This is a genomic window from Chryseobacterium sp. (assembly GCF_029240215.1).
GTDB lineage: Bacteria > Bacteroidota > Bacteroidia > Flavobacteriales > Weeksellaceae > Chryseobacterium.
The window spans coordinates 612,745-627,534 of sequence record NZ_JARBTK010000002.1; the positions used below are offsets into that span (position 1 = coordinate 612,745).

A 14,790-nucleotide genomic window follows, 5' to 3' on the forward strand; every position below is an offset into this window, starting at 1 on the left:
AGTATTAATTAACTTTTAAACTTCAAAATTATTTTTCTTTATTTATTAATTTTTTGAATGACTGTGTTTTTTACTCCTTTGGCTTCCAGTTCTTTCTGAAGTTTTATTGCGTCTTCCAGTGACGAAACTTTTCCATAAGTATAATAGAACATGCCATTGTTTTTTTCTCTTTCTGCATCTTTTAATGTCTGCAAAATAAAGGAATTGGCACTTAATTTATCTTTTCCTGTATACACTTCTATGGTATAATATCCGGTATTCAGCTTTTGATTTGGCATAAATCCTACTGCGTAAGCGTTTCGGAAGCCTGCATCTTTTGCTGTTTTAATATTAATATCACGGATCGAAGCCATATTGGTCACGCTGTAATAATATTTGTAAATGCCGTTTTCTTTTAATGGAAGAATATAATTTAACCCCTTTAAAGCAGGATCATCTTCATTGTATTTCACAGCAGAAGTCATCAGTAGTATTCTGAAATCATTCTTCAGTGGAACCTCTTCTTTCTTTTCAGGTTCAGGCTTTTTTGTTGCAAGTGAACCACCTGATTTTCTGTCAATCGCCTTTTTGTAATCAATAATTGCATCATAAATACTTTCTGAGATCTCGCTCTGCCCCTTTTCGGATGCCAAATAATGACTCTCTTCAGGGTGATTGATGAATCCTGTCTCAATAAGTACTGAAGGCATCGCATTCATACGGAGAACGTGAAGGTTTTTTTGCCAGACTCCTCTTGAAGACCTTTTGTCTTTATTAACAAAATTGTTTTCAACAAGCCCGCCAAGCAAAAGGCTGGATTCAAGATATTTGCTTTGCTGAAGTTTTAAAGCAATCAGCGATTCCGGTGACCTTGCGTCATACGTACCAAAAGTCTGCTTATCTTTTTCGTCAAGGTAGATTACATCATTTTCACGTTTTGCTACTTCAAGATTGGTGTCGTTCTGATCAGGACCCTGTACGAAAGTTTCTGTTCCGTATGCAGTTGGTCTTTGAGAAGAATTACAGTGTACAGAGACAAAAAGATCTGCTTTGCTTCGGTTGGCAAGGTTGGTTCTGTCCGATAATGAGGGATATTCGTCGATTTTTCTGGTATAAATAACTTTAAAATCTTTATTTTTTTCCAGCATTGCGCCTACTTTTAGAACAATAGCAAGGGTAATATCTTTTTCTGCAATTCTTCCTATATCACTATACGATCTGTTCGCACCATGATCGCTTCCCCCGTGTCCAGCGTCTAAAACGACAGTGAATTTTTTTTGAGAATAAGCAAATTGTATGGAAAGTGTCAGAAGAAATGCTAAAATTATTTTAAATTTTCGTGTGTACATCTTACAGTTTTAAAAATTATATTAATTTTGAGCCTAAATTATATAAAACAAAATTGGACAAAACCGTCTTCAAAAATATATTACAAATTTTAATTATCCTAATTTTTAACAGTTTTTTAGCACAGCAAACTCCTAAAAAATTAACGGAAACTACGGTAATTAAAGATACAATTTCCAAAAAGGATACCATAATTGTACAGAAGGAAGCATTAGATGATGTACTCGAGACGAAAGCCGATGATCAGCGTAGAGATGTTCCGAAGAAAATGATTTATCTGAACAAAAATGCTCAGGTAAAATATCAGGATATGCAGATTGATGCAGATTACATATCTATTGATGAAACCAAAAACTTGATTTTTGCCAGAGGAAAACTTGATTCTTTAGGCAAAGTTATAGAACCGGTAATCACGACTCAGGCTGGTAAAAAGTATGAGACTAATGAGTTTAATTACAATTACAAAACAAAACAGGCAATTGCTTACAATGCAAGAACTGAAGAAAGTGAGGGGATAATTGTAGCCGAAAAAACCAAAAAGTACAATGATTCGGTTTTCTTTATGAGAAGAGGTTTGTTTACAACTGACGACTATTTTATCAAGAAAAAAGACTCTTTGGCAGATTACCATTTGTTGGCTCCGCATATAAAAATGGTAAAAGGGAAAAACAGCAGTTCTGTAATTACAGGACCTGTACAAATGTATATTGAGCAGGTTCCAACTCCATTAATTATGCCATTTGCAATTTTGCCTTTTTCAGATAAAAGATCTGCAGGTATTCTGATTCCGAGTTTTGGGGAAAGAGAAGATGTAGGATTTTTCTTAAATGGAATAGGGTATTATCAACCCATTGGAGAACATTTTGATCTTAAAGTTTTAGCAGATATTTATACAAAGGGGAGTTGGAATTTGCGCCCGGAAATGAATTATCTTAAAAAATACCGATATTCCGGAAACTTTGCTGCAGATATTGGGACTACCGTTCGTGGAATAAAAGGTCTCGATGATTACAGCAAAACAGGAACATACAGAATTGCGTGGAGGCATACTCAGGATACAAAAGCAAATCCGTTTCTTACGTTTTCTGCTTCTGTGGATGTGACGAGCACTACATTTTATAATAATACCGTTAACAATAACTATATTATGAATGAGAGTGTCCTTAAGACCCAGCAAAATTCTACCCTGACGCTCACTAAAAGATTTTTAAAACTTCCCGCAACCATTACCGGAACGGCTTCTTATTCACAAAATTTCTCAACAGGATTGGCTGATCTACGTTTGCCTCAGATGAATGTGGCGATTAATCAGTTTTATTTATTTGGCTCTAAAACAGGGGTAAGATCTGGTCTTTTGGAAAATATTACGGTGAATACAGGTTTAAATTTAACCAATTTTGTGAGTACAGGTGAAGGCGAACTGTTTACAAAAGCAATGTGGGATAAATTACAAACCGGAATTAAAAATAATATCACATTAGGTACAAATACAACGATCGCAAAATATTTTACATTCAGTTTGGGCGCCAATATCGATAATGCACTGACTACAAAAACACTGACTAAATTCTACGATCCTATTGAAAATGTAGTGGTAGATCAGGTTAATAAAAAAGTGGCTGGTTATTCTACTTTTTCCACAACGGCGAGTTTACAAACACAGTTATACGGAATGCTGAACTTTAAAAAAGGTTCATCTATTGAAGCAGTCAGACACATGATGACTCCAAGTATAGGTTTTACTTATTCTCCTGACTTCGGTGGTTCAGGGTTCGGATATTTCAGGAATTATTATAATGCGAGCGGAGCATTAACGCCATATTCAATCTTCGATAACGGAATTGTCGGTTCGCCTACATCTGGAATGGTCGGAGCTTTAGGTTTCAACATCGGGAACAATGTTGAAATGAAAGTAAAGTCTAAGAGTGATTCTACAGGAGTAAAGAAAATTAAAATATTTGAATCTTTAAATCTTTCTGGAAATTATAACTTCGCGGCAAAAACACATCCCTGGTCTGTGATCTCAATCAATGGTCAGTCTTCTTTCTTTGATAATAAATTGAGTGTCAATACAAGTTTGACATTAGATCCTTACAAAATTTTATTTGCTCCGGGATCAGATACCGGGATCAGAACAGAGAGCTTTGGTTCATTTAGCGTACAAGGTTTCAATATGCAGCTTTCTTATCCTCTAAGTAGCGAACTTTTTGGAGAAAAAACAGATTATGCTAAAAAATATGGTTCAAAAGGTGAAATAAGAAACGAAAATTACTATTTCGACGATGATAATTATGCTCACTTTGATCAGGCTTGGACGCTGAATGTGAATGCAAATTATCAGTATTCCAGAAATTTAACAAGAACAGCTACTACAATGGCATCAATCGGTCTAGATGGAAGCATTAAGCTTACTCCTTACTGGAATATCAACGGAAGTACCCATTATGACATGGTGACCAGAGATCTTGCTTATACAAGAATAGGATTTTCGAGAGATCAGCGAAGTTTTACAATCAATTTTAACTGGGTACCTTTCGGACAATATAAAGTGTATGACTTTTTCATAGGAATCAAAGCCAACATTTTGAGCGATGCTCTGAAATACAAAGACAGAAGCTTTACGCAACCAAATCCGCCTTTCTAAGATCATATTGATTTTAGAATATAAATTTTATATTTGCACCGAAATAATTTAAGGGTTAAAACGGCATGATTTTCACTTATCATAAAGCGAAAGCCGAATGAAAAATCAAAATAATTAATAATCTCATCATATGAAAAAAATAGTATCTACTGTTAATGCTCCTGCAGCGATCGGACCATATTCTCAGGCAAATTTTGCCAATGGAGTTTTATACATTTCAGGACAGATTCCTGTAGATCCTGCAACCGGAAAATTGGTAGAAGGAATAGAAAAAGAAACGCATCAGGTTATGAAAAATCTTGAAGCAATACTTACTGAAGCCGGAATGACTTTTAAAAACGTTGTAAAGGCAAGTATTTTCCTTAAAAGCATGGACGATTTTGCAGTGATGAATGATATTTATGCTTCTTACTTGGATGCAGAAAGTTATCCTGCCAGAGAAACCGTACAGGTTTCTTGTCTTCCAAAAAATGTGGATATCGAAATTTCTATGATCGCACATCAGGATTAAATGAGTTTTCTAAGAAATACATTTGCTATTATTGTAGGTCTTGCGATTGCAGGGCTTATTATCACTCTTGGTATAAGAGCTTTCCCCAAATGGGTGACATTCGAAGCTTTTGCGCCATTTGAGCATTGGCAAAAATTTCTTGAAAGCATGAAAAATGATGATGCATTTTTTGGTTTTCTGCTTTTTATTTCTGGATTGGGAAGTACCGTGGGTGGTGTTGCTACAGCGATTATCGTAAAGTATGCTAAAGTTGCCTACGCTATTCTTATCGGCTTCATTATGTTGTTTATCGCAATGCTTGATGTAATTGTCTTTCCGTATCATCCTACTTTTTATAAAATCTCAATTTTCCTGATCTTTTTTCCATTTGCCTGGATGGGAGGAAAAATTGTAGAGATTATTTATGAAAGAAAAAAGAAGCGCAGAATTGCTGATAAAATGAACAATCAATAAAAATTTTAAAGAAATAAAAAATCGCGGCAGTCAGAGACTGCCGCGATTTTTTTTAGTGGAATTCTATTAAGGCATTTTAAATCCTTTTGTATAAATTCTACCATAGTTATCTACAAATTTCACCTGTACATTTCCTTGGTATTTATCTAAGATCTTTTCTACATCTTTTTGAGAGTTTACCGGTTTACCGTTGATTTCGATCACAATATAATCATCAACGACACCAATTTTAGCCATCTCACTTCCTTCTGTTACGTTTTTGGTGACAACACCACTGTTTAAGCCGTATTCAGTTTTAAATCTGTCATTAAGAGGCTCAAAATTTGCTCCTATTTTTTCAGTTACACTCAGATCGGCTTTTGATCTTGCAGTAGTACCTCCGTTTTGGTCTTTTAAAGTTACTGTTGTAACGTTTTCCTTTCCGTTTCTCAAATAAGTGACCTGTACTTTGTCTCCGGGACGTTTGCTTCCGATAGAAATAGTAAGATCTGCAAAATCTGTAATTTCCATTTGGTCAACTTTTACAATCACGTCTCCTGCTTTTAATCCGGCATCCTGAGCACCGCTGTTCGGAGAAAATCCTCTCACATAAACACCCGAACCTACTTTTAAATTGGCCTTTTCATTTTGATTATAGCTTGTTACTTGTTGTTGGTCTGAAAGATCTAAAGAATTTACACCTAAGAAACCTCTCTGTACGATTCCGAATTTTTTAATATCTTCAACAACTTTTCTAGCTAAGTTTGCAGGAACGGCAAATCCGTACCCCTGATAATAACCTGTTGTAGAAGAAATCGCTGAATTAATTCCAATTAAATCTCCATTTACATTTACCAAAGCACCTCCGGAATTTCCAGGGTTGATTGCTGCATCTGTTTGAATAAAGCTTTCAATTGGATTGGTTGCTTTCCCCTGTGCACCCAAAATTCCGATTCCTCTTCCTTTCGCAGAAATAATACCTGCCGTTACCGTTGAATTTAATCCTAATGGATTACCCACTGCTAAAACCCACTGTCCGACATCGATATTATCTGAATTCGCAAAATTTAAAAATGGCAGACCTTTTTCTTCTATTTTTAATAATGAAATATCCGTATTAGGATCTGTTCCTACCAATGTTGCGATATAAGATTTTTTATTACTTAAAACGACTTCAAGTTTGTTTGCACCTGCCACAACGTGGTTATTTGAAATAATATAACCGTCAGGCGAAATGATCACACCAGATCCCATTCCTGATGGCATATTGTCCGGTGTTTGTTGCTGCTGTCTTTGTCTTTGCTGACCTCTTCCTCCGAAGGGATCGCCAAAGAAATAATCAAAAAGATCCTGATCAGATGCTCTGTTGGAACTTCTGGTCTGATAATTTTTAATTGTTACTACAGCAGGGACTGTCGTTTTTGCAGCTTTTACAAAATCATCACCCACGGCTGCAGTATTCATTCCTACAAAAGATGCGTTTTTTGAGCTTGTAAAATAAGATTGGTCAACGTTGTTTGAATCATGACCTATGTATTGTTGTATGCCAACTGTGGTAGCTCCTGAGATAACCCCTACAACGGCAAATGGTAAAAGTTTTTTGAAAGTACTCTTCATTGTATTATCTTCTTTGTTTTAATTTATAATATTGTCGAACACAAATTTAATGCTAAATAAGTATGCAATTAATATGCTGTGTTTCAATTTTAACTAAAATTTAACGAGAATTGTTCCATTTTATACATTAAGTCATAATTCTTGAATGCTTTATTAACAAAGCTTAAGATTTAATTAAAGAAAAGTGACAATTTTTCCGTTATCAGAAGCTGTCATTTGTCATTATGTAACTCAATTAAAAAAAATATTATCTTTGCAAAAATATATTCTCACTTAAAACGTTTATAGCATGCAACTGTATAACACCTTAAGCGCAGAAGAAAGAGCCCAGCTTATTGATGAAGCCGGTAAGCAACGCCTTACTTTGTCTTTCTATGCGTATGCCAAAATTGAAGATCCCAAAAAATTTCGCGACGAATTATTTATAGCCTGGAATGCACTTGACGCTCTTGGTCGTATCTATGTAGCTCATGAAGGAATTAATGCTCAGATGAGCGTTCCTGCAGATCATTTAGAAACTTTTCGCAATACATTAGAAGCATATGATTTTATGAGAGGAATCCGTCTGAATGTTGCTGTTGAGCAGGATGATCATTCTTTTTTAAAATTGACGATTAAAGTAAGAAATAAAATTGTTGCTGACGGTTTGAATGACGATACGTTTGATGTTACCAATAAAGGTGTACATTTAAAAGCAAAAGAATTCAATAATTTATTGGAAGACCCAAACACGATTGTTGTGGATTTCAGAAACCATTACGAAAGTGAAGTCGGTCATTTTGAAGGTGCAATTACTCCAGATGTAGAAACTTTCAGAGAAAGTCTGCCTATTATCAACGAGCAGCTACAGGATTTTAAAGAAGATAAAAACCTGTTAATGTACTGTACAGGCGGAATTCGTTGTGAAAAAGCGAGTGCTTATTTTAAACATCAAGGTTTTAAAAACGTTTTCCAGTTAGAAGGTGGAATTATTGAATACGCACGTCAGGTAAAAGAAGATGGTGTTGAAAGTAAATTCATTGGTAAAAACTTTGTATTTGACCATCGTCTAGGCGAACGAATTACAGACGATATTATTGCTCAGTGTCATCAATGTGGAAAACCTTGCGACAATCACACCAATTGTGCAAACGATGCTTGTCATTTGTTGTTCATTCAATGTGACGAATGTAAGGAAGCTATGGAGAATTGTTGCTCGACAGAATGTTTAGACATCACGCATTTACCGGCTGCAGAACAATTACGATTAAGAAAAGGATTACAAGTTGGAAATAAAGTATTCAGAAAAGGAAAATCTGATGCTTTGACCTTTAAAAACTCGGGAGATTTACCAAATAAACCTTTGGCAAAAGCAATAACGAAAAACATACGCCAAAAAATTTCAATCAAGAAATCATTGATTGGAAAAGCTGAGCATTATTACACAAAATCAAAAATTGCACAGTTTTTAATTGAAGGCAATGAACTTTCCGTAGGCGATAAAGTTTTGATTTCTGGTCCGACAACTGGTGAACAAGAAGTTATTATCACTGAGCTTTATGTAAATGGAAATACTTGTGAAACTGCAAAAACAGGAGATCAGATTACTTTTGAACTTCCGTTCAGAGTTCGTCTGTCAGATAAATTGTATAAAATCTTAGGATAATAATATCGATACATAGTTTTAAATTTTGCGCTCGACAGGGCGCATTTTTTTATAAATTTGAGAATGAAAAAATCTGAAATCAGAAAGTTATATCTCGAAAAAAGAAAATCTCTTACCGATGATGAAATTTTTTTGTGGTCTGAAAAGATTTTTGAAAACTTTATCAGTTATTTTAAACCCGTTCCGGAGCAAAAAGTCCATATTTTTATTCCAATCAAAAAGTTTAAGGAAATTGATACTCAGATATTCATTAACTATTTTTTAAGCCGGAATATTCGTGTTTTTGTGCCTAAAATTGTTGATAAGAAACTGATTTCTGTTCAAATTTTTAACGATACAAAATTTGAGATCAACAGTTGGGGGATCTCAGAACCTCTTTCAAGTGATGATTCTGAAGTTTATGACTTCGATTTTATTATCACGCCGCTTTTATACAGTGACAAAAATGGGAATAGAGTAGGTTACGGAAAAGGTTTTTACGATGCTTTTTTTGAAATGGTTTCCAAAGATTCAAAAAAAATCGGAGTCAATTATTTTGACCCCGATAGTGTGATTGATGATGTCTGGAAAAATGATATTCCCGTCGATTATTTGGTTACTCCTACCGAAGTGCTGTCTTTTTTTGAAGGCTGCTGATAAAAATTCACAAAATAAAATTTAAATTCTTTTTTTAAAGATTTAGAGACCAAAGTATATTGTGCGTTTTTCTCAAACGTTCCTATCGATCTGTTCTTATTGTCGAAATACTCCACATTAAATTTTGCAAGATCCAAGGTGTCTTTATCCTGTATTTCCTGATAAATATTAATGTTGTTGACTTTTACTTTTTTTACCTGCAGGCTTTCAAGTTCCTTAAAAAGCACGTTGAAAGTAAGGCTGTCGGGTTTTTGAAAGTATTTTTCAATTTTAGAATAAATTGCGGTGTCTATTTCCGTATTTTTCTCACCGGAAAGATAGAGCGTGGAAAGATCCAAAACATCCTGTACTTTCTGAAGGGTGATTGCATTAATCGCCTGAGTACTGTCCATCTGAACAGTTTGATTATTGGTATTTCTTAATTTATCAAGGTCGCTTACTGCGGTGTCTTCTTTCTTCACGCAGGAAATAACGGCAAGTACGATCAATATTGAGAAAAACAAGGTTTTATTGATTGTTTTCATTGGTTGATATTTTAAATTTGATAGATATGATTTTACCCTTTTTATCTCTTTTCATCTCAATTACGTTGAGGTTTTTTAACGATGTAGTAGGGGTTGTTACAAGAGTAATGTAATCCTGCTTGTCAAGAGATTCCAGTCCGTAGATGTCACTGTCGTAAACCTGAGTGATCACTGCTTCATTGCTGATGAGGTTTTCAAGTTGCTTTCTTTTCTGTTTGACAAGATTAAATTGTTCCAATGCATTTACACCTTTTACGTCTTTCGTTGAGAAATAATAAACTGCCATTTTATAATCATCTGGTTTCAGCTCTATCGTTTCTTCTTCCGGTGCATTCTCAAGATTACGATTGATTTCCAGATTCTCATACATCGTAGAGCTGATCTGCATTTTAATGTTTTTGTCTTTGGTTTGATAATGAAAACATTCGCCTTGTTTTATTCTGAAAAATAAAGGAGATTCGTTTTCTTTAAGTACTTTTATTTCAATCGTGCTTTGAACTTTTTGATTTCGGTCTGCATCTGTAAAACAATAGGTATAAGTTCTTTCAAAGATTTCATCTTTAAACCCTAAAAGACCGAGTAAAATCACAAAAACTGAAGTTGCAGCAACCCAGGCAGTTTTTTGATAGGTCTTTTTTCGGGGTGTTTCGTTTTTATTTTCGTTAGAATTCTCAGTAACTGATTTTTGTTTAACAGTTTGATTTTCAATAGTGTTTTTTTGTAAATCAACTGTTTCGGGTGCCTTTATTCCTGATCTTTCAGGCTGATTTTCAGTTTTAGGTAAATTTAATGCACTTGAAACTGTTTTTTCCAGTTCTCTGCGATCATCTTCATCTAAATCTTGCTCATCCTGTAGCATTTCTCCTGCAAAAAGATGCTGTTTTTTGAATTCATACCATGAGCTGTAACCCGCATAGATACTCAATAATGTGAGCATATCAATACGGGGTAATTTGGTTACCGGTGAGTTTTTGAAATAGGTATAAAAAGATTTTTCGCTAATGTTTCCTTTAGCCTTTTTTCGAAGATCTTCCTGAAAATATATGATGTCAATTCCCTTCCATTTAGATATATCATCATAAGAAGGGGTGTATTCTTTCAAGTATTGAGCCTGAACGTCTTTTTTCAGCTGCTCGAAATGTAATAAATCTAAATCAGTCAATTTCTTAATAAATGATTAATGTGTTGATTTACAGTATTATTAATTTGTAAAACTGTTTTACAAAGGTATTACAATTATTTTTCATAAACAAACTTTCTATCTGCTATACCTTTGTCTTGTTCAAATAACCGAACAGAGAAAAGATTTAAAAAACAATATTAACAAATTAAATTTAATTTATTATGAAAAAGTCATTATTCGTAGCTGCTATCGCTGCAATCTCTTTAGTTGCTTGTAAGAAAACTGAAGCTACTAACGCTGAAGGAACTAACGATTCTATCGAAGCTAACGCTGATTCAACTCAGAATGCTATCGATTCTACAGCTAAAGTTGCTGTTGATTCTACTAAAGCTAGCGCTGATATGAAGAAAGATAGCGTTGAAGCTAAGTCTGATTCAGCTAAAGTTAAGAAGTAATTTCTAGCTACCGCTAAAATAAAAGAACCGTTTCGCCCAGCGAAGCGGTTTTTTTATGTTTGAATTTTTAATTAATAAAAAGATTCTAATTCTTCTTTTGCTTTAAAGCTTCGTAACAGGTAATTGCAACCGCATTGCTCAGGTTTAAAGAATCAATACTTCCCGACATAGGAATTAAAGTGTTCTTTCCTTTTCCTGACCAGAAATCGCTTAATCCTGAGTGTTCAGTCCCGAATAAAATGGCAGACTTCTGTGTGAGATCTCTTTTATAAAGATCTTCCGAAGTTTCATCCATAATCGTTGTATAGATATTAAAGTTGTTGTTTTTCAAAAACTCAAGAGTTTCCTGGTTTTCAGATTGAAAAACTTCCATTCCAAACAAACATCCTACACTTGATCGGATTACATTGGGATTGTAAAAATCGGCTTTAGCATCGGTTACGATCAATGCATCAACACCGAAAGCTTCACAACTTCTCAATATTGCTCCCAGATTTCCGGGTTTTTCAACACCCTCAACAATGATAATGGTTGAATTTTCTTTAGGTTTGAAAGTATTTAGCTCAGCTTCTTTTGTTTTATATATACCGATAATTCCCTCAGAACTTCCTCTATATGCTATCTTTTCGTAAACTTTTTCAGAAACGGAATGAGTTTTTTCCTTTGGAAGTTTTCCTTTAAATATGTTTTCACAAATGAAAAATTCTGTGGCCTCAAAATTATATTTCTGAGCTCTCTCATTTTCCTGCTGTCCTTCAACGACAAAAACACCGGATTTTTTTCTAAACCGGTTATCCGTTAAAAGTTTGGTAATATTCTTTATCTTTTCGTTTTGAAAACTTTCGATTAGCATTTCGCAAAATTATGGAAAATTTGGCAGAAAGTTTTATTCAGGAAGATCAATTTGGTTTTCGGAAGTCTCGACCAGGCTCTGCGGCAGAGATTTATTGATCTTATTCTGAAGTCCCATATTTTTAAGATCTTCAGCTCGTTTGATGAGATTTCCTCTTCCTGTGTACAATTGGGCAAAAGCATCGGTATAAGTTTTTTGGGCAAGGTCAATATTTTTGCCAACTTTTTCTAAGTTATCAACAAAACCAACCAGTTTATCATACAATCTTGCTCCGGCTTCTGATATTTTTAAGGCGTTTTGACTGAGATCATCTCGTTTCCATAAATCGGAAATAAGTTTCAAAAATGCGATTAAATTGGTTGGGCTTACCAAAATAACATGTCTTGAGTAAGCATAATTCCATAAATTCTGATCGTTTTGAACCGCAATTAAAAATGCGGGTTCAATTGGAATAAACATAATTGTAAAATCCAGAGATTCACTGATGTGGTCGTATCTTTTTCTGCTTAAATCATCAATGTGCCTTTTGATAGAACCAATGTGAAGCGTTGTCAATTGAGTTTTCTCTTCCGCAGATTCCGAAGAATTCATCTTTTCATAAGCGTTCAGAGAAACTTTTGAATCGATGATGACCAATTGATTTCCGGGTAATTTTAAAGTAAAATCTGGACGTAAACTGTCTCCGTCCTCATTTTTGATGGTTTGCTGTTTGAAATATTCCCTGTCTTTTGTCAGTCCAGAATCTTCAAGGATTCTTTCGAGGATCATCTCGCCCCAATCTCCCTGAGTTTTTGTTTGTCCTTTTAAAGCATTTGCTAAATTATTGGCTTCCTGACTGACTTTTGTGGTCTGCTCAAGCATCAATTTGATCGTACTGTTTAACGAATGTCTTTCACGGGCTTCATTTTCATAAACTTCATTCACTCTTTTCTTGAAATTTTCCAGATTTTCTCCTAAAGGTTTTAAAAGAGTGTCCAGATTCTGCTTGTTGGCTAAAGTGAATTTTTCGCTTTTTTCTTCTAATATTTTATTGGCCAGGTTTTCAAACTGTAATTTTGATTCTTCCTGAATTTTAGTGATTTCTTCTTTTTGAGTATTAAGAGAGTTTTTCAGGCTTGAATTAATTGCCGAAAGTTCAGAATTCAAAGCAAGAATTTCCTGCTTCTTTTCCTGAAGTTCTTTAATCTGAATATTTTGATCATTATAAATCTGCTTCTGTTCTTTGAGCTGGATGTCTAATGAAGAATTTTCTGCTGAAATTCTGGAAAACTCACTTCTCAAATCATTTAGTAAATCAGATTGACTAAGATTGATTTCTTTTTCTTTAGTGATATTTTGGCTTAGTTCATTGATTTTCAGATTTGAATTTTCAAGATCTGAATTGTTTTTAATGAATAAGTGATTGAGCTCATCATAAGAATTTCTAGAAATCATTGACGATTTTAAGATAAAATATAAAATTACAGCACCAAGAATTCCTCCGGAAATAAATCCGATGATTAAATAAGTCGTCTCCATTTTTCAAAATTACTAAAGAAAAGTTCAAAACTTTTATGGGAAACCATAAGATTTTTATTTGGTGAAATTATTTTTTCTCAATTAATCTAAAACTATTTTATAAAACAAACCGTCTAGATTTCTGCGGAATGACAAACTTAATGGTTAACGAAATCTACATATTTTTTGTTGAAGCTAAAATTTCAATATTCTTCTCCACATCATTACTTTCACATTTTTTAAGTTCTTTTGCCAATGCAGAAGAAAGTAATTTAGGATTTAAAATTTGTGAAGCAACTTTTGCTGCGGCATAATCCACAATATTGATGACGGATTCTCTTAGAAAATTTGGCGTATTTGATGCGATAACTGCGGTTGCCCAGGAAGTGTCTCTTGCCTTTGAAATGGCAAAATCTAAAATCACATTATCTTTTCCGTTGGAAAGTTTGTCTATGAGATTGACTGGGTAACAAATCTTATTCAAAGAATCCTGAACGTTTTGGTTGATTGATGCAATTACAGAATTGATGTTTTCAAAATCTTTTTTCAGCGGATTTATTTTTCGGGAGGGCATTACAGAAGCCGCGGAAATTCCCAAATCCAGATTAATGTGTGCATTCATTCCCAGAAAAATATGTTGTAAAATAAGAAGATCTTTATTTTTTGTCGCTTCAAATGCGAGATACCATGCATTTGTACATTTCTTTCCCTGTCTGTATTGTTCCCAAGCTTCAAGGTATCGGTTGGCAAAAGCGAGGTCAAGCAAAGTCATTCTTGCGTTGTCTTCAAATTTTTTCTGCTGAATTCCTTTCAAAACCTGAGCGGTCATAATCCGGTAAGTACAGGCGAAATATCCGACCGGACTTTGATTTTCTTTGCTCCAGATGATAATTTCATCTAATTTTTTCAGAACTTCTTCAATGGTTTTCATGGGTGGTTTAGTTTTAATTAAAGATAAGAAAGCCTCACAAATTTGCGAGGTTTAAATATTTAAGGATTTTCTTTAGCGATCTCATCGTGATGCTTCAGATACAGAGGCAACGCTGCAGAGCCGTACCAAGGAAAAATTTCATAACCGAAAATTCCGGCAGCAACTGCGGGATCTGTTTTTACCCATTGCTCGGCTTCTTCTTTAGATTTTGTATTAAAAATAAACATTCCACGATAGTCGCGTTGATTTTTTCCGGAGAATGGACCTGCAATCGTGATTTTTCCTTCTTTGGCCAGCCTTCCGATATTGTTCATATGACCTTTCATCAATTCGCTCATTTTAGCTTTGTCTTCAATTTTTGCAGTTCCTGTTGTAAGTATTACAATTACGTAGGGTTTCATCCCATATTGATCTGCGCCAAGAGAGTCTGCTAATTTTTGATTGAATCCGGAGACGTTTTTTTCTTGTTTATTATGAGCTGTAGATTTCCCGGGTTGTCCCGGTTGACCATCCTGACCTTTTGTGTAGGTGACACAAGATGCGAGCGTGAGAGCAAGTGCTGAAAGCAGAAATAAATTTTTCATCATGTAAAATTT

At 34.5% G+C, this 14,790-nt stretch carries 14 protein-coding genes; 6 read left to right on the forward strand and 8 right to left on the reverse strand.

Annotation, left to right across the window (positions count from 1 at the left end):
* Positions 1 to 38: 38 nt before the first annotated feature.
* Positions 39 to 1,328 (reverse strand): N-acetylmuramoyl-L-alanine amidase, encoded by a 1,290-nt coding sequence (locus K0R77_RS06845; protein WP_300350250.1) that lies wholly within the window; start codon positions 1,326 to 1,328, stop codon positions 39 to 41.
* 53 nt (positions 1,329 to 1,381) lie between these two features.
* Between K0R77_RS06845 and K0R77_RS06850 the strand changes: the two genes are divergently transcribed.
* The 3 genes from K0R77_RS06850 (at position 1,382) to K0R77_RS06860 (ending at position 4,934) form a co-directional block, all read left to right on the forward strand.
* Entirely contained in the window at positions 1,382 to 3,970 is a 2,589-nt protein-coding gene (locus K0R77_RS06850; RefSeq protein ID WP_300350253.1) for a putative LPS assembly protein LptD, read from the forward strand.
* 130 nt (positions 3,971 to 4,100) lie between these two features.
* Positions 4,101 to 4,481: a RidA family protein gene (locus K0R77_RS06855; RefSeq protein ID WP_129535133.1), complete on the forward strand. Its 381-nt coding sequence runs from the start codon at positions 4,101 to 4,103 to the stop codon at positions 4,479 to 4,481.
* The gene (locus K0R77_RS06860; protein ID WP_300350257.1) at positions 4,482 to 4,934 is read left to right on the forward strand and encodes a hypothetical protein; all 453 of its coding nucleotides are present in this window, start codon (positions 4,482 to 4,484) and stop codon (positions 4,932 to 4,934) included. It begins immediately after the preceding gene.
* Positions 4,935 to 5,000: 66 nt separating this feature from the next.
* On the opposite strand, the gene K0R77_RS06865 is transcribed toward K0R77_RS06860, so the two are convergent.
* Positions 5,001 to 6,530 (reverse strand): trypsin-like peptidase domain-containing protein, encoded by a 1,530-nt coding sequence (locus tag K0R77_RS06865; RefSeq protein WP_300350259.1) that lies wholly within the window; start codon positions 6,528 to 6,530, stop codon positions 5,001 to 5,003.
* A 289-nt stretch (positions 6,531 to 6,819) separates the two neighbouring features.
* Here K0R77_RS06865 and K0R77_RS06870 point away from each other — a divergent pair, with 289 nt between their 5' ends.
* The gene (locus K0R77_RS06870) at positions 6,820 to 8,175 is read left to right on the forward strand and encodes a rhodanese-related sulfurtransferase (protein ID WP_300350262.1); all 1,356 of its coding nucleotides are present in this window, start codon (positions 6,820 to 6,822) and stop codon (positions 8,173 to 8,175) included.
* A gap of 63 nt (positions 8,176 to 8,238) precedes the next feature.
* Entirely contained in the window at positions 8,239 to 8,811 is a 573-nt protein-coding gene (locus K0R77_RS06875) for a 5-formyltetrahydrofolate cyclo-ligase (RefSeq protein WP_300350264.1), read from the forward strand.
* Here the strand turns inward: K0R77_RS06875 and K0R77_RS06880 are convergent.
* Positions 8,763 to 9,335, reverse strand: coding sequence for a hypothetical protein (locus K0R77_RS06880; RefSeq protein ID WP_300350267.1), 573 nt, complete (start codon positions 9,333 to 9,335; stop codon positions 8,763 to 8,765). The two genes, K0R77_RS06875 and K0R77_RS06880, sit on opposite strands and share 49 nt — an antisense overlap.
* Complete coding sequence (locus tag K0R77_RS06885; protein WP_300350269.1) at positions 9,319 to 10,497, reverse strand: hypothetical protein; 1,179 nt, start codon at positions 10,495 to 10,497, stop codon at positions 9,319 to 9,321. The genes K0R77_RS06880 and K0R77_RS06885 overlap by 17 nt, the downstream gene beginning before the upstream one ends.
* Positions 10,498 to 10,679: 182 nt before the next feature.
* Between K0R77_RS06885 and K0R77_RS06890 the strand changes: the two genes are divergently transcribed.
* Entirely contained in the window at positions 10,680 to 10,913 is a 234-nt protein-coding gene (locus K0R77_RS06890; RefSeq protein WP_300350272.1) for a hypothetical protein, read from the forward strand.
* Positions 10,914 to 10,998: 85 nt separating this feature from the next.
* Here the strand turns inward: K0R77_RS06890 and K0R77_RS06895 are convergent, their stop codons facing one another.
* The 4 genes from K0R77_RS06895 to K0R77_RS06910 all read right to left on the reverse strand — a co-directional run bounded on the left by K0R77_RS06895 (position 10,999) and on the right by K0R77_RS06910 (position 14,778).
* Entirely contained in the window at positions 10,999 to 11,766 is a 768-nt protein-coding gene (locus K0R77_RS06895) for an RNA methyltransferase (protein ID WP_300350275.1), read from the reverse strand.
* A gap of 33 nt (positions 11,767 to 11,799) precedes the next feature.
* Positions 11,800 to 13,284 (reverse strand): DNA recombination protein RmuC, encoded by a 1,485-nt coding sequence (gene rmuC, locus K0R77_RS06900; protein WP_300350277.1) that lies wholly within the window; start codon positions 13,282 to 13,284, stop codon positions 11,800 to 11,802.
* A gap of 154 nt (positions 13,285 to 13,438) precedes the next feature.
* Positions 13,439 to 14,194 carry a DUF5995 family protein gene (locus K0R77_RS06905; RefSeq protein WP_300350280.1) on the reverse strand — a complete coding sequence of 252 codons (756 nt, stop codon included), beginning with the start codon at positions 14,192 to 14,194 and terminating at the stop codon, positions 13,439 to 13,441.
* A gap of 59 nt (positions 14,195 to 14,253) precedes the next feature.
* Positions 14,254 to 14,778, reverse strand: a complete 525-nt coding sequence (locus K0R77_RS06910; RefSeq protein WP_300350283.1) for a YciI family protein — start codon at positions 14,776 to 14,778, stop codon at positions 14,254 to 14,256.
* Positions 14,779 to 14,790 lie beyond the last annotated feature (12 nt).